The following is a 19,833-nucleotide window of genomic DNA, read 5'->3' as shown; positions in this document are numbered from 1 at the left end:
CGCGGAGTCGTTGACAAGCCACGTGCTTCAAAATAACCCTGCCGTCAAGATGCGGAATTAAATTCCGCACCGCGAAATCGAACAAAAGTAAATTCCCCACCAAGGAGGGACACCGTGAGCGAAGTGGTCAAGCTTGAGCGTCATGACGAAGTCGGGATCGTCACGGTCGACAGCCCTCCGGTCAATGCCCTGAGTGCTGCAGTCCGCGGCGGTATCTTGGAATGCATCAAGGCCGCGATCGCCGATCCCGCCATCAAGGGCATCGTGCTGACCTGCGCCGGCCGCACCTTCATCGCCGGCGCGGATATCACCGAATTCGGCAAGCCGCCGAAGCCGCCCGCGCTCAACGACGTGCTGTCCGAGATCGAGAATTCGCCAAAACCCGTCGTTGCCGCGATCCACGGCACCGCGCTCGGCGGCGGCCTCGAGGTCGCGCTCGCCTGTCATTTCCGCGTCGCGGTCAAGGAAGCCAGGCTCGGTCTGCCTGAAGTGAAGCTCGGCCTCCTGCCGGGTGCCGGCGGCACCCAGCGCCTGCCCCGCGCGGTTGGTCCCGAGCTCGCCGTCAAGATGATCGTCGGGGGTGATCCCATCGGCGCGGCGGAAGCGCTGAAGAACGGCCTGATCGAAGAGATCATCGAGAGTCCGGCGGCGGGCGGCGAAGCGTTCGTGCGCAAGCTGCTGGCCGAGAAGCGCCCGCTGCGCCGCCTGCGCGACGATGATTCCAAGATCGCGGCGGCCAAGGCCGATCGCTCGATCTTCACCAACGCGGTCGCCGCAATGACCAAGAAGTCGCGCGGCCTGGAGGCGCCGTTCGCGGCCGCCGATGCCGTCGGCTACGCCATTGACCTACCCTTCGACGAAGGTCTGAAGAAGGAACGCGAAGGTTTCCTCAAGCTCGTCGCCAGCGACCAGTCCAAGGCGCAGCGCTACGCCTTCTTCGCCGAGCGCGAAGCCAACAAGATCGCGGGCGTTCCTGAAGGCACCAAGGGCCGGCCGGTCAACCGCGTCGCCATCCTCGGCGCCGGCACCATGGGCGGCGGCATCGCGATGTCCTTTGCCAATGCCGGGATTCCCGTCACTCTGATCGAAACCGGCGAGGAGCAGCTCAAGCGCGGCATGGGCATCATGCAGAAGAACTGGGAAGCGACCGCCGCGCGCGGCGGTATCCCGGCTGATGCGCCCGCCAAGCGCATGGCGCTCATCAACGGCGTCGTGGGGATCGAGAATGTCGGCGATGCCGACCTCGTCATCGAAGCCGTGTTCGAGACCATGGCGGTGAAGAAGGAGGTGTTCGGCAAGCTCGACCAATACGCCAAGCCGGGCGCCGTGCTCGCCTCCAACACCTCGTATCTGAACATCGACGAGATCGCGAAATCGACCAAGCGTCCGCAGGACGTGCTCGGCATGCACTTCTTCTCGCCGGCCAATGTGATGAAGCTGTGCGAAATCGTGCGCGCCGCCAAGACCGCGCCGGACGCATTGGTCACCGCTGTCACCATCGCGCGCAAGATCGCCAAGGTCCCGGCCGTGGTCGGTGTCTGCGACGGCTTCGTCGGCAACCGCATGCTGGCCCAGCGCAGCAAGCAGTCCGAGAAGCTGTTGTTCGAAGGCGCGCTGCCGCAGCAGGTCGATGCCGTCGTCACCAAGTTCGGCATGCCGATGGGACCGTTCGCGATGGGTGACCTCGCCGGCCTCGACATCGGCTGGCGCTCGCGCAAGGATCGCGGCATCAAGTCGGAGATCGCGGACGCGCTGTGCGAAGCCGGCCGCTTCGGCCAGAAGACCGGTAAGGGCTACTACAAGTACGAATCCGGCAGCCGTTCGCCGCTGCCCGATCCTGAGGTCGAGAAGCTGATCGACGAGACGCTGCTCCGCCTCGGCCGCAAGAAGCGCGTCGTCAGCGACGAGGAGATCCTCGAGCGCATGATGTATCCGATGGTCAACGAGGGAGCGAAGATTCTCGAGGAAGGCATCGCGGCGCGTCCGTCCGATATCGACGTGGTCTGGCTCTACGGCTATGGCTGGCCGATCTACCGCGGCGGCCCGATGTTCTGGGCCGACAGCGTCGGCCTCAAGCATATTGCCGATCGCCTGTCCTTCTACGCCAAGGAGACCAACGACCCGAGCCTCGAGCCCGCCCCGCTGCTGAAGAAGCTTGCGGCCGAAGGCAAGACGTTCGCGTCGCTGGCCGCGGCGTCGAAGGCGGCTTGATCAGGTTGGGCTCGGTGGCTGCGACCTTCTCCGCTGCACGCTCTCTCCGTTCCCTCCCCCCTTGTGGGGGAGGGTCAGGGAGGGGGGTGACCCCGGGCGAGGTCAGCGTTTGTGGCTGCCCCTCTCCCCAACCCTCCCCCGCAAGGGGGGAGGGAGCCCGTCCGTCGGTGCCCACCTTACCCGACTCCCTCACGAGCGCCTTGCAGAGTACCGACCGTTAATGACCCATCCCGGCGAACAGTTTTACCCCGAGGGCGTGCATTGGGACGACACCATCGTCCAGGGCACGCTGCCCGACCTGCTCTCGACGGCCGCTGCAGATTACGGCCCGCGCACCGCACTGGAATTTCGTGATCGTCCGATCACCTATACCGAGCTCGCAGCTCGGGCCGAGCGCGCGGCGGCGGCATTCCTGCGCGCCGGCTGCGGCAAGGGAACGTCGGTGGCGCTGTTCCTCGGCAATACGCCGGATCATCCCGTCAATTTCTTCGGCGCGCTGAAGGCCGGCGCCCGCGTCGCGCATCTGTCGCCGCTCGACGGCGAGATCGCGCTGACCCACAAGGTCTCCGACTCCGGCTCGCGTCTGCTGGTCACCTCGAACCTCCAAGCCTTGCTGCCGACCGCGCTGAAATTCCTGGAGAAGGGGCTGATCGATCGCCTCGTTGTCTGCGAGGACGATGATTGGGGCAAGGTGGGCACGCCGCAGGCCGCAATTCCTGATGATCCGCGCATCGTCACCTTTAGTGCCTTCGTCGAGGGCGCGCCGCCGCCGGCGCAGTGGCCCGCTGTTGCCGTCGACGACGTCGCGCTGCTGCAATATACCGGCGGCACCACCGGTCTGCCGAAGGGCGCCATGCTGACGCACGGCAATCTCACCTCGGCGGTGTCGATCTACGACGTCTGGGGCAAGCCGGCGCGGGCCGCGCGCGGCGATGTGATCGAGCGCGTCATTTGCGTGCTGCCGCTGTTCCACATCTATGCGCTCACGGTGGTGCTGCTGTCCTCGCTCCGCCGCGGCAATCTGATCTCGCTGCACCAGCGCTTCGACGTCGAAGCGGTGATGCGCGACATCGAGGTCAAGCGCGCGACTTATTTCCCGGGTGTGCCGACGATGTGGATCGCGATCGCCGCGCTGCCCGACCTCGACAAGCGCGACTTCTCCTCGCTTAACGCGATCGGCTCCGGCGGTGCGCCGCTGCCGGTCGAGGTCGCAAGTTTCTTCGAGCGCAAGGTCGGCAAAAAGCTGAAGAGCGGCTGGGGCATGACCGAGACCTGCTCGCCCGGCACCGGCCATCCACCTACAGGTCCCGACAAGCCCGGCTCGATCGGGCTGATGCTGCCCGGCATCGAGCTCGATGTCGTCTCGCTGGAAGATCCCACCAAAGTGCTTCCGCCGGGCGACGTCGGTGAGATCCGCATCAAGGGACCGAACGTCACCAGGGGCTACTGGAACAGGCCGGCGGGATCTGCGGAAGCCTTCGTCGACGGCCGCTTCCTCACCGGCGACATCGGCTATGTCGATGCGGACGGCTATTTCTTCCTGGTCGACCGCAAGAAGGACATGATCATCTCCGGCGGCTTCAACGTCTATCCGCAGATGATCGAGCAGGCGATCTACACCATTCCGGGCGTGCACGAGGTGATCGTGCTCGGCATTCCCGACCAGTATCGAGGCGAGGCCGCAAAGGCCTTCATCAAGCTGAAGCCCGACGCAAGGCCGTTCTCGCTCGACGAACTGCGCACGCGGCTCACCGGCAAGCTCGGCAAGCACGAATTGCCGGCGGCGGTCGCCTTCGTCGACGATCTGCCGCGCACGCCGGTCGGAAAATTGTCGCGCCACGAATTGCGGCAGCAGCAAAAACCATCACAATCCACGCAACCAGGAGGTCGCTCTTGACCGACGCCGTTATCGTTTCCACCGCCCGTACCCCGATCGGCAAAGCCTATCGCGGCATGCTCAACGCCACCGAGGGCGCTACGCTGCTGGGCCACGCCATCGGCGAAGCCGTCGCGCGCGCCAAGGTCGATCCGAAGGAGATCGAGGACGTCGTGATGGGCGCCGCGCTCCAGCAGGGCGCCACCGGCGGCAACATCGCGCGCAAGGCTCTGCTCCGCGCCGGCCTGCCGGTCACCGTCGCCGGCACCACCATCGACCGCCAATGCGCCTCGGGCCTGCAGGCGATCGCACTTGCCGCGCGCTCCGTGATCTTCGATGGCGTCGAGATCGCGGTCGGCGGCGGCGGCGAGTCGATCAGCCTCGTGCAGAATGACAAGATGAACGGCTTCCACGCCCAGGACCCGGCGCTGCTCAAGATCAAGGGCGAGGTCTACATGCCCATGATCGACACCGCGGAAGTCGTCGCCAAACGCTACGGCATCTCGCGCGAACGCCAGGACGAATATTCGCTGGAAAGCCAGCGCCGCACTGCCGCCGCGCAGCAGGGCGGCAAGTTCAAGGACGAGATTGCCCCGATCACGACGCAGATGGCGGTCACCGACAAGGCAACCGGCGCCGTCTCGATGAAGGAAGTCACGCTATCGCAGGACGAAGGTCCGCGCCCCGAGACCACGGCGGAGGGCCTTGCCGGCCTCAAGCCCGTGCGCGGCGAAGGCTTCACCGTCACCGCCGGCAATGCCAGCCAGCTCTCCGACGGCGCCAGCGCGACCGTCATCATGAGCGACAAGGAGGCGGCGAAGCGCGGCCTCAAGCCGCTCGGCATCTTCCGCGGCTTCGTTTCCGCCGGCTGCGAGCCGGACGAGATGGGCATCGGGCCGGTGTTCGCCGTACCGCGCCTCTTGAAGCGCCATGGCCTCACGGTCGACGACATCGGCCTGTGGGAGCTCAACGAAGCCTTCGCGGTGCAGGTGCTGTATTGCCGCGACAAGCTCGGCATCGACCCCGAGAAGATCAATGTCGATGGCGGCGCGATTGCGGTCGGCCATCCCTACGGCATGTCGGGCGCGCGCCTGACGGGTCACGCCCTGATCGAGGGGCGTCGCCGCAAGGCCAAGTACGCGGTCGTCACCATGTGCGTCGGCGGCGGCATGGGCGCGGCCGGCTTGTTCGAAGTGTTGCAGTAATTCACAGGAGGATCCGATGGATCTCGCATTCACGAAGGAAGAGCAGGCGTTTCGCGAGGAAGTGCGGGCATTCTTCCGCGACAACGTGCCGCCGGATACGCGGCGCAAGCTGGTCGAGGGACGTCACCTCACCAAGGACGAGATGGTGACGTGGTGGCGCATCCTCAACAAGAAGGGCTGGGGCGTGAGCCACTGGCCCAAGCAGTATGGCGGCACCGGTTGGACCAGCGTGCAGCACTACATCTTCAATGAGGAGTTGCAGTCCTATCCGGCGCCGCAGCCGCTCGCCTTCGGCGTCAGCATGGTCGGTCCGGTCATCTACACCTTCGGCAACGAGGAGCAGAAGAAGAAGTACCTGCCGCGCATTGCCAATGTCGACGACTGGTGGTGCCAGGGCTTCTCCGAGCCGGGCTCCGGCTCCGACCTCGCCTCGCTGAAGACCAAGGCCGAGCGCCGTGGCGACAAGTGGATCATCAACGGCCAGAAGACCTGGACGACGCTGGCCCAGCACGCCGACATGATCTTCTGCCTCTGCCGCACCGATGCCAGCGCCAAGAAGCAGATGGGCATCTCCTTCATCGTGTTCTCGATGAAGTCGAAGGGTGTCACCGTGCGGCCGATCCAGACCATCGACGGCGGCCATGAGGTCAACGAGGTGTTCTTCGACGACGTCGAAGTCCCTGTCGAGAACCTGATCGGCGAGGAGAACAAGGGCTGGGACTACGCCAAATTCCTGCTCGGCAACGAACGCACCGGCATCGCGCGGGTCGGCGTCTCCAAGGAGCGGCTGCGCCGCATCCGCGATCTCGCCGGCAAGGTCGAATCATCAGGCAAGCCGATCATCCAGGACTCGGCGTTCCGCGAGAAGCTGGCGGCCTGCGAGATCGAGCTGAAGGCGCTCGAGCTGACCCAGCTGCGCGTCGTCGCCGACGAAGGCAAGCACGGCAAGGGCAAGCCCAATCCGGCCTCCTCGGTGCTGAAGATCAAGGGCTCCGAGATCCAGCAGACCACCACCGAGCTCCTGATGGAAGTGATCGGCCCGTTCGCCGCGCCGTACGATGTGCATGGCGACGACGGCTCGAACGAAGCCATGGATTGGACCGCCCAGATCGCGCCGAGCTACTTCAACAATCGCAAGGTCTCGATCTACGGCGGCTCCAACGAGATCCAGCGCAACATCATCGCCAAGGCGGTGCTGGGGCTGTGAGTCAACAATGACGCTGTCGTCCTCCGCGAAAGCGGGGGACCCGGTACGCCGCGGCGGTCGTGAGTGCGGCAGGTGGCTGCGTTTACTGGATCCCCGCCCCAGCGAGCAATTGCGCACAAGGCGGGGATGACGACTGAGGATGAGGCGACGGCAGGGCAATTCCCGCCGATTTGGAGAGAAACATGGATTTTGATCTGAACGAGGAGCAGCGGCTTCTCAAGGAAAGCATCGACGGCCTGCTGACCGATTCCTACGACTTCGAGAGCCGCAAGAAGTACATGGCGGAGAAGGGCGGCTGGAGCAAGACGGTCTGGCTCAAGCTCGCCGAGCAGGGCCTGCTCGGCCTGCCCTTCAGCGAGGCTGATGGCGGCTTCGGCGGTGGCGGCGTCGAGACCATGATCGTGATGGAAGCGCTCGGCAAGGCGCTGGTGCTCGAGCCCTATCTGGCGACCGTGGTGATCGGCGGCGGCTTCCTGCGCCATGCCGGCACCGACGCCCAGAAGGCCGCGCATGTGCCCGGGATCATCGACGGCAGCAAGACGCTCGCCTTCGCCCAGCTCGAGAAGAACTCGCGCTATGATCTGTTCGACGTCACCACGACGGCGAAGAAGAAGGACGACGGTTGGGTGATCGACGGCGAAAAATTCGTCGTGCTCAATGGCGAGAACGCCGACACGCTCATCGTCACCGCGCGCACCAAGGGCAACCGTCGCGACACGACCGGAATCGGCGTGTTCCTGGTCCCTGCGAACGCCAAGGGCGTTACCAGGAAGTCCTACCCAACCCAGGACGGCTTGCACGCCGCCGACATCACCTTCACCGGTGTCGAGGTCGGCGCGGATGCTGCGATCGGCAATCCCGAGGATAGCCTCGCGCTGATCGAGCGCGTGGTGGACGAAGCCCGCGTCGCGCTCTGCGCCGAGGCCGTCGGCCTGATGGACGAGTCGCTCAAGACCACGGTCGAGTACATCAAGACGCGAAAACAGTTCGGCGTCGCGATCGGCTCGTTCCAGTCGCTGCAGCACCGCGCCTCCGACATGTTCGTCGCGGCCGAGCAGGCGCGCTCGATGTCGATGTTCGCGACCATGGCGAACGATTTCGAGGATGCCAAGGAGCGCGCCAACGCGATCGCCGCGGCCAAGGTGCAGATCGGCAAGTCCGCCAAATTCGTCGGCCAGCAGTCGATCCAGCTCCACGGCGGCATCGGCATGACCATGGAGGCGAGAATCGGCCACTACTTCAAGCGCCTCACCATGATCGAGAACACCTTTGGCGATACCGACTACCACCAGCGCCGCGTCGCGGATTCGGGCGGGCTGGTCTAGGTCTCTCCTTCGTCATTGCGAGCGAAGCGAAGCAATCCAGTCTGTCTCCACGGCGACATCTCTGGATTGCTTCGTCGCAAGGGCTCCTCGCAATGACGGAGGCCGTTGAAGCAGCGAGGGCAACACCCATGAAAAACACCCCGTTCGATCTCGCCGGCAAGGTCGCCGTGGTCACCGGCTCCAGCCGCGGCATCGGCCGCTCCTCGGCTGAATTGCTCGCCAGGCTCGGCGCCAAGGTCGTGGTCTCCTCGCGCAAGACCGATGCCTGCAAGGAGGTCGCCGACGGCATCAATGCCTCAGGCGGCGATGCTATCGTCATTCCCTGCAATATCGCCCGCAAGAACGAGGTCGAGGCGCTGATCTCGGGCGCCACGAAGCACTACGGCAAGATCGATATCCTGGTCTGCAACGCCGCGGTCAATCCGTATTACGGCCCGCTGCTCGACATTTCGGACGAAGCCTTCGACAAGATCATGGGCTCGAACGTGAAGAGCAACATCTGGCTCTCCGCGCTCGCGATCCCGCAGATGGCCGAACGCGGAGGCGGCTCCGTCGTCATCATTTCCTCGATCGGAGGCCTGCGCGGCTCCACGGTGATCGGCGCCTATGGTATCTCCAAGGCCGCCGATTTCGCGCTGTGCCGCTCGCTCGCCGGCGAATGGGGCCCGAAGGGCGTCCGCGTCAACTGCATTGCGCCGGGCCTCGTCAAGACCGATTTCGCCCGCGCGCTGTGGGAAGACGAAGCCTTGCTGAAGCGCCGCACCGCCACCACCCCGCTACGCCGCATCGGCGAGCCCGACGAGATCGCGGGGGCCGTGGCCTACCTTGCCTCCGATGCCTCGAGCTTCATGACTGGCCAGACCATCGTCATCGACGGCGGCGTGACGACGGCCGCGGTGTAGCTGCTAAAGCGCGATACGATTGGGATGAATCGTCATCGCGCTTCAGGTTTATTGTTTAAGCATAATCCTTTCGGAAAACCGCTTCGCACTTTTCCGGATCATGCTCTACCGGCCGCGCTCGGCCAGGGCGCTTTCGATGGCGCGCACGACGAGCAGGGCCGAGCGCTCGTCGAGATGCACGCCATCGGCCCAGCGCAGCTCGCCCCGCGGCGGATCGATCGGCAGCCAACGTCCCCGATCCGGGAAGGCCGCGTGGACGATCGCCTTGCTCGTCCTGACCATGCGGGAGTCCTCGATCTCTGGTGCAAATGGAATCTCGAGCAGGAAGGCGCGTGATCCCCGCCGCTCAATGTCGTCGATCAGCTCCTTGATCCGCGCCACGTTCACCTGCGCTGCAACGGTGGGGTCCTCGTCATTCATCTGTTGCACGGCACGGTCCAGATAGACCTTGTTGTCGAATGTGCTGGGCGGCTCGCTGAGCAGGCGATCCCGCCCGGCGCGCGCCTCTACGGGATTTGGCGGTGTATGATTCCAGGTCTCGTAGGCGGCAACGACCGTACGCACCGGGCGCAGGAGCAGCGCCTCCGTGCGCGTACCGCCCGAGAATTTCTCGATCAGTGCGTCGTCGGGCAGGCGGGTGAGAACATTGGTCTCGATCAGAACGGTTTTCGGCAGGCTTTTCTGCTTCGCCACGATCTCCAGGCTGGTCACCGGGGAGCCGCCGGCGAGAGCGAGATTGCGGACACGGGGCCGCGAGAAATAGTCCTCCTTGAGGCGCCAGGCGACCGAGCTGCCGACCAGCACGAGGTCAGGCACGGGCTCGCTGAGATAGCGGTTGAGGGTGACGATGGTGCCGTCGCGGGTGCTGACGGTCGGCTGCTGGAGTGCCGAGCCGAACCGCGCGGTGGCAAGAGCGCAGGCCAGCAGCAGCGCAGCAGTGGCGCCCGCGCATTTGATCAGCCATGGAATCCCGGATGCTGTACGCATGGTCAGAACTGGAAATAGATGAAGGCGGCGTCGGGACCAGCTTCGAGCCAGGCCATCGCCGCGAGCGTACCGTAGAGATACGGCTCCCATCGCCGCAATCTGCCATCGAGAAGCGCGCCAATGCCGAGATGCTGGATGAGGACGGGCAGGGCGTAGAGCAGCGCCATGTTACGATACAATTTTGTCGGATTTGGATTGTCCGTCGGCGAGAACATGCCCGAAAGATATCCGACCGCGTGATCGAAGTTCGGCAGCTTGAAGAAGATCCAGAGCATCGTCACGCAGAAGAACACCACGCTCATGCGGAGGACGCGCAGCACGGGCCCGGCCTCGCCGAGCAAGGTCAGGAACGGGCGCTCGATAACGAGCAGCAGCCCGTGCAGCATGCCCCACAATGCGTAGCTCAGGCTCGCGCCGTGCCAGAGCCCGCCGAGCGTCATCACGATCATCAGGTTGAGGCAGGTTCGCACCGGCCCCTTCCTGTTGCCGCCGAGCGGGATGTAGAGATAGGTCCTGAGCCAGGTGGACAGCGAGATGTGCCAGCGCGTCCAGAATTCGGAGAAGGAAACCGAGATGTAGGGCAGGTTGAAGTTGACGGGCAGGCGATAGCCGAACAAGAGGCCGAGGCCGAGCGCGATCGCGGAATAGCCGAAGAAGTCGGCGTAGATCTGGTAGCTGTACAGGAACACGAGCAGCCAGCGGTCCGGCGTCGCCACGGTCTCGTAAAGTGGATAGTCCATATAGGACGTCATCTCGTTGAGATTGTTCGCGACGTAGAGCTTGAAGAAAAAACCGGTCAGGATCCATTTGGCGGCCTCGACGACATCGACGTCGACGAGCCGCTTGGGCGCGATCTGCGGCATGAACTGACCCGCACGGGTGATCGGTCCGGACACCAACTGCGGAAAGAAAATGATGTAGAGGAAAACGTCGCGCAAGTGAGGCGGCCGCTTCTCGCGCGTCAGATCGACCAGCAGGCTGATGTTGTGGAACACGAAAAATGAGATGCCGATCGGCAGTGGCAGTCGCAGCAGCACATCCAGCGGTGCGACGCCGGTCGGGTGAACCGCGGCCGGATCGACGAACAGCAGCTTGTACTTGAAGAACGCCAGCAGGCCGAGATTGAAGACGATGCCGACAGGCATCCACACGGCGCGATTATCGAACGCCAGCACCAGGCAGAGATAGGTTCCGAGCACGGCGAGCAGCAGCAGCGGCAGCAGCGCCGGCTGGCCGGAGCCATAGAACACCAGGCTCGCGAGCACCAGCAGCTGGACCTGGAAGCGGCGCAACGGCGCCAGATAATAGACGCCGAACACGACCGCAACGAAGATGCCGAACTGAAGAGAAGTAAAGGTCATGCCGCCCCGGATCGCCCGGTCCGGCATGTAGCATCTTAGCACCTGCCGTCCTAGTCTCGGCGAGGAGCCGCCGAAAACATTGCCATTGCAAACGGTGTCCTGCGGGGCTTCTTTTGGCGCCCCCTCCAGGGGAGGGTGAAAGAAGAGCCGCCTTGACCTCTTGCCGACAATCCGTTTCTTTGGCCGCGACACAATGACCCTCGGGAAACGCCAAGGTAAGCTTCCATGTCTTTCGTCCTCGCCATCGACCAGGGCACCACCTCCTCGCGCGCGATCGTGTTTCGCGGCGACATTTCCATCGCGGCCAAGGCGCAACAGGAATTCCCGCAGCATTTCCCGGCCTCGGGCTGGGTCGAGCACGAGCCCGAGGACATCTGGACCTCGACCGTGATGGTGTGTCGCGAGGCGATCGAGCAGGCCGGCCTTACCGCAAAGGACATTGCCGCGATCGGCATCACCAACCAGCGCGAGACCACCGTGGTGTGGGATCGTGCCACGGGACAGGCCGTGCACCGCGCCATCGTCTGGCAGGACCGGCGCACCGCCGATATCTGCGCCAAGCTCAAGGCGGAAGGCCGCGAGCCCCTGATCTCGCAAAAGACCGGCCTGATCATCGATCCCTATTTCTCCGGCACCAAGGTCGCCTGGATCCTCGACCACGTCCCCGGCGCGCGGGCGCGTGCGGCGCGCGGTGAATTGATGTTCGGCACGGTCGATTGCTACCTGCTGTGGCGTCTCACCGGCGGCAAGGTGCACGCCACCGACGCCACCAACGCCTCGCGCACGCTGCTGTTCAACATCCACACCGGCCAGTGGGACGACGAGCTCCTGGAGATCATCGGCGTGCCGCGCTCGATGCTGCCAGAGGTGAAGGATTCCTCCGCCCGTTTCGGCGAGAGCACGCCCGATTTGTTCGGCGGCCCGATCGCCATCTCCGGTATCGCCGGCGACCAGCAGGCTGCCACCATCGGCCAGGCCTGCTTCCGCCCGGGTATGATGAAGTCGACCTACGGCACCGGCTGTTTCGCGCTGCTCAACACCGGGACCACGCCGGTGGTGTCAAAGAACAAGCTGCTCACCACCGTGGCCTACCAGCTCGAGGGAAGGCGTACCTACGCGCTCGAGGGCTCGATCTTCGTGGCAGGCTCAGCGGTGCAATGGCTGCGCGACGGGCTCGGCATCATCAAGCACGCCGCCGAAACCGGACCGCTGGCGGATCAGTCCGATTCCATGCAGAGCGTCTATCTCGTGCCCGCCTTCGTCGGCATGGGCGCGCCATACTGGAATCCCCGCGTGCGCGGCGCCCTGTTCGGCCTCACTCGCAACACCGGCCCGGCCGAGCTTGCGCATGCCGCGCTGGAAAGCGTCTGCTACCAGACCTTCGATCTCTGGGCCGCGATGCGCGCGGACTGGCCGAGCTCGGAAACCGCCAGCGTCGTGCTCCGCGTCGACGGCGGCATGACCGCCTCCGACTGGACCATGCAGCGCCTCGCCGATCTGCTCGATGCGCCGGTCGACCGCCCCGTGATCCAGGAGACCACCGCGCTTGGCGCCGCCTATCTCGCCGGCCTCAACGCCGGCGTCTATCCGGAGCCAACGAAATTCGCCGACAATTGGCGCCTCGAGCACCGCTTCAAGCCGAACATGAGCGAGGCCACGCGCGAACGGAAGCTCGCGGGCTGGGCGAGGGCGGTGAAGGGCGTGCTGGCGAGCGACGAAGGGGAGGGGTAGGCGGATTCTTGCAGCCCGGATGGAGCGCAGCGAAATCCGGGATTCTCTCCGCGGCACTATCGGCGGATTCGGAACGCTGCGCTCGCCCCGTTCAAGGAGATCGTGCAGCCGCTTAGCTCCCAAAGGGGTGAGCCTGCGCCGCCTCGCCTTAGCGGCCGTAGAGACCCGTCAGAGTCGCCTTGCCCAGCGTGTGGAAGCGCAGGTCGAAGCCGACCAGCGCTGCGGATGCTGAATGGTCCTTGGCGTCCGGAAGCTTGTCGACGTCGACGGCGAAGATGGTGATCTGATAGCGATGCGGCTTGTCGCCTTGTGGCGGACATGGGCCGCCATATCCATCGCTGCCGAAGTCGGTGCGGCTCTGAATCGCTCCTTTCGGCATGAGGTGTTTCTTGGGATCGCCCGCATCTTTGGGAAGCGAGGTCGCGGTTGGTGGAAGATTGAAGACGACCCAATGCCACCAGCCGCTGCCTGTCGGCGCGTCAGGATCATACATTGTCACGGCGAAGCTTTTGGTGCCCGCTGGAGCGCCGCTCCAGCTCAAGCTCGGTGAGATGTTATTGCCCGTGCAGCCAAAGCCTTTGAAGACCTGCTCGTTGGCAATCGTTGCACCTTCCTTGATGTCCGGGCTGCTCAGCGTGAGGCTCTGCGCACCAGCTTCGCCCACAAAAAGCAGGAACGAGCAAACTGCTGCAAATGGGAACCCAATTCTTGTGAACCAAAGTCTTGTGAACAAAAGTCTGGTCACGGGAAGCCCCTCCTCGCCAATGAAACCGAGAAAGCAAAGCGTAGCTCCCAAGGGACCATATTTCAATCAGCCTGCAACGTGCCTTTTCGATGTTGCGACGCAATGGGGCGCGAATGCCTGATGTACCTGAAGCGCAATGAGATTGAATCGTCATCGCGCAGGTCCTTGTTTGCGCATGATCTCCGCGCAAACGCGTTCCGCGTTTGTCGCGCGGGAAAACCGCTTCGCACTTTTTCCGGATCTGCTTTAGCCAACCCGTCCTATTTCCGCGTACATGGTTTGATATCGCCCGTCGCGGACTTCAGCACGATCGGATTTGGCGAGAGTCTGACGCCGAAGAACAATCGCGAGCCGGACATCTTGTCGTCCGCGGCTAGCTGTCGAAATTCACCGCCGTCGTATTCCCCCCGCAGAGCAGCACCGCGATCCGCTCACCGGGCGCGGGCTGATAGCCGCGCGACAGCAGCGCCGCGAACGCGGCCGCGCCGCCGGGCTCAGTGACCAGGCGCAGGCGCGACCATAGTGCGGCCTGGGCCTGACGGATCGCATCGTCGCTGACCAGGACGACGCGCTCGACATGGGCGCGCGCGATCGGAAACATCAATTCGCCGACGCGCCGCGGCGCGAGGCTGTCGGCGGCGAGGCCGCCGGCCGGTGCGTCGACCGGGGCGCCTGCCGCGAAGGCGCTATGCAGGGTCGGCGACTGCTCCGGCTCCACGGCAATGATGCGGGTCCGTCCGGCGCTCCAGGCCGCGATGCCGCCGATCAGCCCGCCGCCGCCGACGGCGACCAGCAGCGTGTCGATATCAGGTGCGTCCTGCTCCAGCTCCAATCCGACGCTGCCCTGGCCGATCAGGGTTTCGGGCTGGTCGTAGGCGTGAACAGCCATGGCGCCGGTCCGCGCGACATGCGCTTCGCTGGCTGCGAGCGCATCGGCGTAGCGGTTGCCCGCGATCACGAGCTCGGCGCCGTAGCCTCTGATCCGCTCGGCCTTGGCGGGCGAGGTGATGTCGGGAACGAAGATCGTGGCGGGAATGCCGAGCCGCTGCGCCGCATAGGCCACGGCCGCGCCGTGATTGCCGCCTGATGCGGCCACGACACCGGCTTGCGGCACCTGCCGCAGCAAGAGATTGGCGAAGGCGCCGCGCGCCTTGAACGATCCGGAATGCTGCAGCATTTCGAGCTTGAACGTGACCGGTGCTGCCGGCAGGGCGAAATCGGCGAGATCGGCCGCGATCAACGGCGTGCGCCTGATATGCGGGCGGATGACGGCCTCGGTCGCCGCGATCCGCTCACGGGTGATGTCTGATGTCGCTGTCATGATGTCATCCCTAATAGCGCATCGGAGCGACGTTGTCGCGGGGCCCTTGCATCAGGCGCAATGCTCCATTTCCAACATCGTCCTTGCGTCGCGCCGATCCGAAAGCGGAAACTGATGGGCCCTGCCTGGTCCAACGACTGAGAAGAGCGAGAACGATGTTCCTGATCGGCCAATATGATTCCCCCTTCGTCCGCCGCGTCGCGATTGCGCTGCGGCTCTATGGCCTCGCGTTCGAGCATAGGCCATGGTCGACCTTCGGCGATGCCGACAAGATCGCGCCGTACAACCCGTTGCGCCGCGTGCCCACGCTGGTGCTCGACGACGGCGAAGCGTTGATCGAAAGTACGATCATTCTGGACTATCTCGACGAGCTCGTCGGGTCTGAAAAAGCGATGCTGCCGCGCGCCGGCGCCGATCGCCGCAGGCACCTGCGCATCTGCGCGCTCGCGACCGGACTCGGCGACAAGGCCGTCAGCCTGCTGTACGAACGCGTGCTGCGCAAGGAGCAGCTCGCGCTGTGGGTCGAGCGCTGCCAGGCGCAGATCGGCGATGTGCTCGCCGTGCTGGAGGCCGAGCGCGCCAAGGTGACGACGCCGTACTGGCTGGGGACGCGCATCGGCCATGCCGACATCGCCGTCGCCTGCGTCGTCCGCTTCACCCGCGAGGCCCATTCGCAGCTGTTCGACACGGCACGTTATCCGGCGCTGTCAGCACACGCCGATCGCTGCGAGGCACTCGCGCCGTTCAGGGAAATCCTGCAGCCACTGGCGCCGCCGAAGGGGTGAGGCCCGTGTCCCGGACGCGGTGCAGCGTGTAATGCTACGCCGCAGAGCCGGGACCCAGATGGACCCAAGCAACGTAGCAAGTGTGGGCCCCGGCTCTGCAGCGCATCACTTCGTGCTGCGCAGCGTCCGGGGCACGAGACCGAGCGAAGGGCACTCGCGTCTGTCAGGGTGCGAAACTGACATTGCGGCCGATCCTGTCTTCATACAGGTGTTTTGCCCGACGGAGCAAGTGATTTTCGGCAACGCCGAAATATCGCCAGTCATTTCAACCCCATCCCTACTGTGCATGGGGTTCTTTTCGCCTTTCGCGTTCGTGGCCGCTATCCCGCGCCTGCGCGCTTCTTCTGCCAGACGAGATGCACCGGGCAGGTGCAGCCGGGCGGGTGCGAGGCGAGGTCGTTCGACGTCTCGTCGTTCGCGGGCCTTGCGGCGAACGCCTTGTCGGCCTCCTGCTGCGACGGGATGTAGTTCAGCACCGGCGCAAGCCAGCGCTCGGTCTCGGCTACGCTCATGCCCTTGCGCGCGGCGTAGTCCTCGACCTGGTCGCGCTCGATCTTGCCGACGCCGAAATAATAGCTCTCGGGGCTGGCGAAATAGAGCCCGGATACGCTACTGCCCGGCCACATCGCGAAGCTCTCGGTCAGCTTCACGCCGGCGGTGGCTTCCGCATCGAGCAGCTCGAACAGCGTCGCCTTCTCGGTGTGATCGGGCTGTGCGGGATAGCCGGGCGCGGGGCGGATGCCCTGATATTTCTCGAGGATCAACTCGTCGTTGGTGAGCGCTTCGTCCGGAGCATAGGCCCAGAACTCGCGGCGCACGCGGGCATGCATGCGCTCGGCAAACGCTTCGGCGAGGCGATCGGCCAGCGCCTTGCACAGGATCGAAGAATAATCGTCGTTCGCCATCTTGAAGCGGTCGGCAACCGCGTCCTCGCCGATCCCTGCGGTGACGACGAAGCCGCCGACATAGTCCGGCACGCCCGCCGGCGCGATGAAGTCGGACAGCGCCGCGTTGAAGCGGCCCTCGCGCTTCTCGAGCTGCTGGCGCAACGTGTGCAGCGTGGCGATGCGCCTGGTCCTGTTCTCGTCGGCGTAGACCGCGATGTCATCGCCTTCGGCATTCGCCGGCCAGAAGCCGATCGTCGCGCGCGCCCGGAACCATTTCTCCTTGACGATCGTGTCGAGCATCTTGCGCGCATCGTCATAGAGCGAACGTGCGACCTCGCCCACCTTGGGGTCGTCGAGGATCGCGGGGAAGCGTCCGGCGAGCTCCCAGGTCTGGAAGAACGGCGTCCAGTCGATGCAGTCGACGAGCTCGGCGAGATCGTAGTCGTCGAAGCTGCGAGTACCCAGGAAGGTCGGCTTCACCGGCTTGTTCCTGGCGAAGTCGACCGGCACGCGGTTGGCGCGGGCATCAGTAAGCTTCAGCCGCTTCTTGTCGGCCTGCGCGCGCAGATGCGCCTCCGAGATCTTGGCGTATTCGGCGCGCACCTCGGCGGCATAGGCCTCGCGCTTCTCCGGCGAGAGCAGCGAGGAGGCGACGCCCACGGCGCGGCTGGCGTCGTTGACGTGGACGACAGGGCCGGCGCGGTAGCTCGGGTCGATCTTCACCGCCGTATGCACGCGGCTGGTGGTGGCGCCGCCGATCAGCAGCGGCAGCTTGAGGCCCTCGCGCTGCAGTTCGCCGGCGAAGAATGCCATCTCGTCGAGCGAGGGCGTGATCAGGCCCGACAGCCCGACGATGTCAGCCTTCTCCGCCTTCACGGTCTCGACGATCTTGGCCGCCGGCACCATCACGCCGAGGTCGATCACCTCGAAATTGTTGCACTGGAGCACGATGCCGACGATGTTCTTGCCGATGTCGTGGACGTCGCCCTTGACGGTTGCGAGCACGATCTTGCCGGCGGACGAGGAGCCCTCGGTGCCGATGCCGCTGGCGAGGTTGCGCGCCTTTTCCTCCTCCATGAACGGCATGAGGTAGGCGACCGCCTGCTTCATGACGCGGGCGGACTTCACCACCTGCGGCAGGAACATCTTGCCGTCGCCGAAGAGGTCGCCGACCACGTTCATGCCGGCCATCAACGGTCCCTCGATCACGTCGAGCGGACGCGTCGAATTCTTGCGGGCTTCCTCCGTATCCTGCTCGATGAACTCGGTGATGCCATGGACCAGCGAATGCGACAGCCGCTTCTCCACCGGCCATTCGCGCCAGGCGAGATCGGCTTCCTTGGCTTCGGTCTTTTTGCCGCGGAACTTCTCCGCCAGCGCCAACAGGCGCTCGGAGGCGCCGGGATCGCGATTGAGGACGACGTCCTCGCACACTTGCCGCAGCTCGGGATCGATGTCGTCATAGACGATCATCTGACCGGCATTGACGATGCCCATGTCCATGCCGGCCTTGATGGCGTGATACAGGAAGACCGAGTGCATGGCTTCGCGCACCGGCTCGTTGCCGCGGAACGAGAACGACAAATTGGAGACGCCGCCCGAGACGTGCGCGCCCGGCAGGTTCTGCCGGATCCAGCGCGTCGCCTCGATGAAATCGACGCCGTAATTGTTGTGCTCCTCGATGCCGGTCGCGATCGCGAAGATATTCGGATCGAAGATGATGTCTTCCGGCGGGAAGCCGACCCTGTTCACCAGGATGTCGTAGGCGCGCTTGCAGATCTCGGTCTTGCGCGCGAACGTATCGGCCTGGCCGACCTCGTCGAACGCCATCACGACGACGGCGGCGCCATGGCGCCGCGCGATCTTGGCCTCGTGGATGAATTTCTCCTCGCCTTCCTTCATCGAGATCGAATTGACGACCGGCTTGCCCTGCACGCATTTCAGGCCGGCCTCGATCACCGAGAACTTTGACGAATCCACCATCACGGGGACGCGGGCGATGTCGGGCTCGGCGGCGACGAGGTTGAGGAAGGTCACCATCGCCGCTTCCGAGTCCAGAAGCCCTTCGTCCATGTTGACGTCGATGATCTGCGCGCCGTTCTCGACCTGGTCACGCGCGACCTGGAGCGCCGCGGTGTAGTCGCCGGCCGTGATCAGCTTGCGGAAGCGGGCGGAGCCCGTGACGTTGGTGCGCTCGCCGACGTTGACGAACGGAATGGCGTCGGTCAGCACGAACGGCTCGAGGCCGGAGAGCCGGAGGCGTGGCGCGATCTCCGGCACGAGGCGCGGCTTGTGCGGCGCGACGGCCGCGGCGATCGCCGCGATATGGTCCGGCGTGGTGCCGCAGCAGCCGCCGACGATGTTGACGAGCCCGTCGCGGGCGAATTCGCCGATCAGGCGCGCCATATATTCCGGCGTCTCGTCGTACTGGCCGAATTCATTGGGTAGGCCGGCGTTCGGATAGGCGCAGACCAACGTATCGGCGACGCGACCGATATCGGCGATATGCGCGCGCAGATCTTCCGCGCCGAGCGCACAGTTGAAGCCGATCGTAATGGGCCTGGCATGCCGCACCGAATTCCAGAATGCCTCCGGCATCTGGCCCGACAGCAGGCGGCCGGATTTGTCGGTGATGGTGCCCGACACCATCACGGGCATGTCGATGCCGAGCTCTTCGGTGATCTCGGCGATGGCATAGAGCGCCGCCTTGGCGTTGAGCGTGTCGAAGATGGTCTCGACCAGCAAGAGATCGACGCCACCGTCGATCAGGCCGCGGATCTGTTCGCCATAGGATTTGCGCAAATCATCGAAGGTGACGGCGCGGTAGCCCGGGTTGGAAACGTCGGGTGAGATCGAGGCGGTTCGGTTGGTGGGGCCGATGGCGCCGGCAACGAAGCGCGGCTTGCCGTCTTCGGCGGCGACGCGGCGGGCGGCATTGCCGGCGAGGCGGGCGCCTTCGCGCGCCATCTCGTAGACGATGTCGGTGAGGTCGTAATCGGCCTGTGCGATCGATGTCGTCGAGAAGGTGTTGGTCGCGACGATGTCGGCGCCGGCGCGTAAGTACGCGGCGTGGATGTCCTCGATTGCCTGGGGCTGAGTCAAGATCAACAGATCGTTGTTGCCGCGCAGGTCGCGATGGAAGCTCTTGAAGCGCTCGCCGCGGAAGGCGGCCTCGTCGAGCTGCAGGTTCTGGATCATTGTGCCCATGGCGCCGTCGAGCACGAGGATGCGCTCGCGCGCGGCGTTCAGAAGGGCAGTTCGCTTGGGAGAGATGCTTGCGGTCATGGTGT

Annotated in this window: 13 protein-coding genes; 8 read left to right on the top strand and 5 right to left on the bottom strand. The window is 64.8% G+C overall.

Going from position 1 to position 19,833, the window contains the following annotated elements; all coding sequences use genetic code 11:
* The first annotated feature begins 114 nt into the window (after positions 1–114).
* The 6 genes from XH88_RS34810 to XH88_RS34785 all read left to right on the top strand — a co-directional run bounded on the left by XH88_RS34810 (position 115) and on the right by XH88_RS34785 (position 8,726).
* Positions 115–2,211, top strand: a complete 2,097-nt coding sequence (locus XH88_RS34810) for a 3-hydroxyacyl-CoA dehydrogenase NAD-binding domain-containing protein (protein WP_271672712.1) — start codon at positions 115–117, stop codon at positions 2,209–2,211.
* A 220-nt stretch (positions 2,212–2,431) separates the two neighbouring features.
* The gene (gene pimA, locus XH88_RS34805; protein ID WP_271672711.1) at positions 2,432–4,108 is read left to right on the top strand and encodes a dicarboxylate--CoA ligase PimA; all 1,677 of its coding nucleotides are present in this window, start codon (positions 2,432–2,434) and stop codon (positions 4,106–4,108) included.
* Entirely contained in the window at positions 4,105–5,292 is a 1,188-nt protein-coding gene (locus tag XH88_RS34800; RefSeq protein WP_271672710.1) for an acetyl-CoA C-acyltransferase, read from the top strand. Before pimA ends, XH88_RS34800 begins: the two co-directional genes overlap by 4 nt.
* A 16-nt stretch (positions 5,293–5,308) precedes the next feature.
* Entirely contained in the window at positions 5,309–6,499 is a 1,191-nt protein-coding gene (gene pimC, locus XH88_RS34795) for a pimeloyl-CoA dehydrogenase large subunit (protein WP_271672709.1), read from the top strand.
* A 182-nt stretch (positions 6,500–6,681) separates the two neighbouring features.
* Entirely contained in the window at positions 6,682–7,824 is a 1,143-nt protein-coding gene (gene pimD, locus XH88_RS34790; RefSeq protein ID WP_271672708.1) for a pimeloyl-CoA dehydrogenase small subunit, read from the top strand.
* Between the two features lie 128 nt (positions 7,825–7,952).
* Positions 7,953–8,726, top strand: a complete 774-nt coding sequence (locus XH88_RS34785) for an SDR family NAD(P)-dependent oxidoreductase (RefSeq protein WP_271672707.1) — start codon at positions 7,953–7,955, stop codon at positions 8,724–8,726.
* A 105-nt stretch (positions 8,727–8,831) separates the two neighbouring features.
* On the opposite strand, the gene XH88_RS34780 is transcribed toward XH88_RS34785, so the two are convergent.
* Together XH88_RS34780 and XH88_RS34775 are read right to left on the bottom strand one after the other, a co-directional pair.
* On the bottom strand, positions 8,832–9,713 hold the full coding sequence (locus tag XH88_RS34780; protein ID WP_271672706.1) for a hypothetical protein: 882 nt from the start codon (positions 9,711–9,713) through the stop codon (positions 8,832–8,834).
* A gap of 2 nt (positions 9,714–9,715) precedes the next feature.
* A complete protein-coding gene (locus tag XH88_RS34775) occupies positions 9,716–11,074 on the bottom strand; it encodes an MBOAT family O-acyltransferase (RefSeq protein WP_271672705.1) in 1,359 nt (452 codons plus the stop codon).
* Positions 11,075–11,299: 225 nt separating this feature from the next.
* Here XH88_RS34775 and glpK point away from each other — a divergent pair, with 225 nt between their 5' ends.
* Positions 11,300–12,805, top strand: coding sequence for a glycerol kinase GlpK (glpK, locus tag XH88_RS34770; RefSeq protein ID WP_271672704.1), 1,506 nt, complete (start codon positions 11,300–11,302; stop codon positions 12,803–12,805).
* Positions 12,806–12,953: 148 nt separating this feature from the next.
* Here glpK and XH88_RS34765 read toward each other — a convergent pair whose 3' ends face one another.
* Both XH88_RS34765 and XH88_RS34760 read right to left on the bottom strand, forming a co-directional pair.
* Positions 12,954–13,511 (bottom strand): YbhB/YbcL family Raf kinase inhibitor-like protein, encoded by a 558-nt coding sequence (locus tag XH88_RS34765; protein WP_442868509.1) that lies wholly within the window; start codon positions 13,509–13,511, stop codon positions 12,954–12,956.
* 412 nt (positions 13,512–13,923) lie between these two features.
* A complete protein-coding gene (locus XH88_RS34760; protein ID WP_271672703.1) occupies positions 13,924–14,871 on the bottom strand; it encodes a threonine/serine dehydratase in 948 nt (315 codons plus the stop codon).
* Between the two features lie 155 nt (positions 14,872–15,026).
* Between XH88_RS34760 and XH88_RS34755 the strand changes: the two genes are divergently transcribed.
* Positions 15,027–15,656 (top strand): glutathione S-transferase family protein, encoded by a 630-nt coding sequence (locus tag XH88_RS34755; protein ID WP_271672702.1) that lies wholly within the window; start codon positions 15,027–15,029, stop codon positions 15,654–15,656.
* Positions 15,657–15,976: 320 nt separating this feature from the next.
* Here XH88_RS34755 and metH read toward each other — a convergent pair whose 3' ends face one another.
* Positions 15,977–19,828: a methionine synthase gene (metH, locus tag XH88_RS34750; RefSeq protein ID WP_271672701.1), complete on the bottom strand. Its 3,852-nt coding sequence runs from the start codon at positions 19,826–19,828 to the stop codon at positions 15,977–15,979.
* Positions 19,829–19,833: the final 5 nt, after the last annotated feature.

Origin of the sequence: Bradyrhizobium sp. CCBAU 51627, from assembly GCF_028128765.1 — a bacterium.
Taxonomy (GTDB): Bacteria; Pseudomonadota; Alphaproteobacteria; order Rhizobiales; family Xanthobacteraceae; genus Bradyrhizobium.
The sequence above is the reverse complement of the archived record's forward strand: the minus strand, read 5'-3'. Positions and strand labels throughout refer to the sequence as shown.

What these genes read in the sequence shown, in the direction of transcription:
- XH88_RS34775 (WP_271672705.1), bottom strand. Translation starts at nt 11,074, where the DNA reads ATGACCTTTACTTCTCTTCAGTTCGGCATCTTCGTTGCGGTCGTGTTC.
- metH (WP_271672701.1), bottom strand. Translation starts at nt 19,828, where the DNA reads ATGACCGCAAGCATCTCTCCCAAGCGAACTGCCCTTCTGAACGCCGCG.
- pimD (WP_271672708.1), top strand. Translation starts at nt 6,682, where the DNA reads ATGGATTTTGATCTGAACGAGGAGCAGCGGCTTCTCAAGGAAAGCATC.
- XH88_RS34760 (WP_271672703.1), bottom strand. Translation starts at nt 14,871, where the DNA reads ATGACAGCGACATCAGACATCACCCGTGAGCGGATCGCGGCGACCGAG.
- pimA (WP_271672711.1), top strand. Translation starts at nt 2,432, where the DNA reads ATGACCCATCCCGGCGAACAGTTTTACCCCGAGGGCGTGCATTGGGAC.
- XH88_RS34755 (WP_271672702.1), top strand. Translation starts at nt 15,027, where the DNA reads ATGTTCCTGATCGGCCAATATGATTCCCCCTTCGTCCGCCGCGTCGCG.
- glpK (WP_271672704.1), top strand. Translation starts at nt 11,300, where the DNA reads ATGTCTTTCGTCCTCGCCATCGACCAGGGCACCACCTCCTCGCGCGCG.
- XH88_RS34780 (WP_271672706.1), bottom strand. Translation starts at nt 9,713, where the DNA reads ATGCGTACAGCATCCGGGATTCCATGGCTGATCAAATGCGCGGGCGCC.
- pimC (WP_271672709.1), top strand. Translation starts at nt 5,309, where the DNA reads ATGGATCTCGCATTCACGAAGGAAGAGCAGGCGTTTCGCGAGGAAGTG.
- XH88_RS34785 (WP_271672707.1), top strand. Translation starts at nt 7,953, where the DNA reads ATGAAAAACACCCCGTTCGATCTCGCCGGCAAGGTCGCCGTGGTCACC.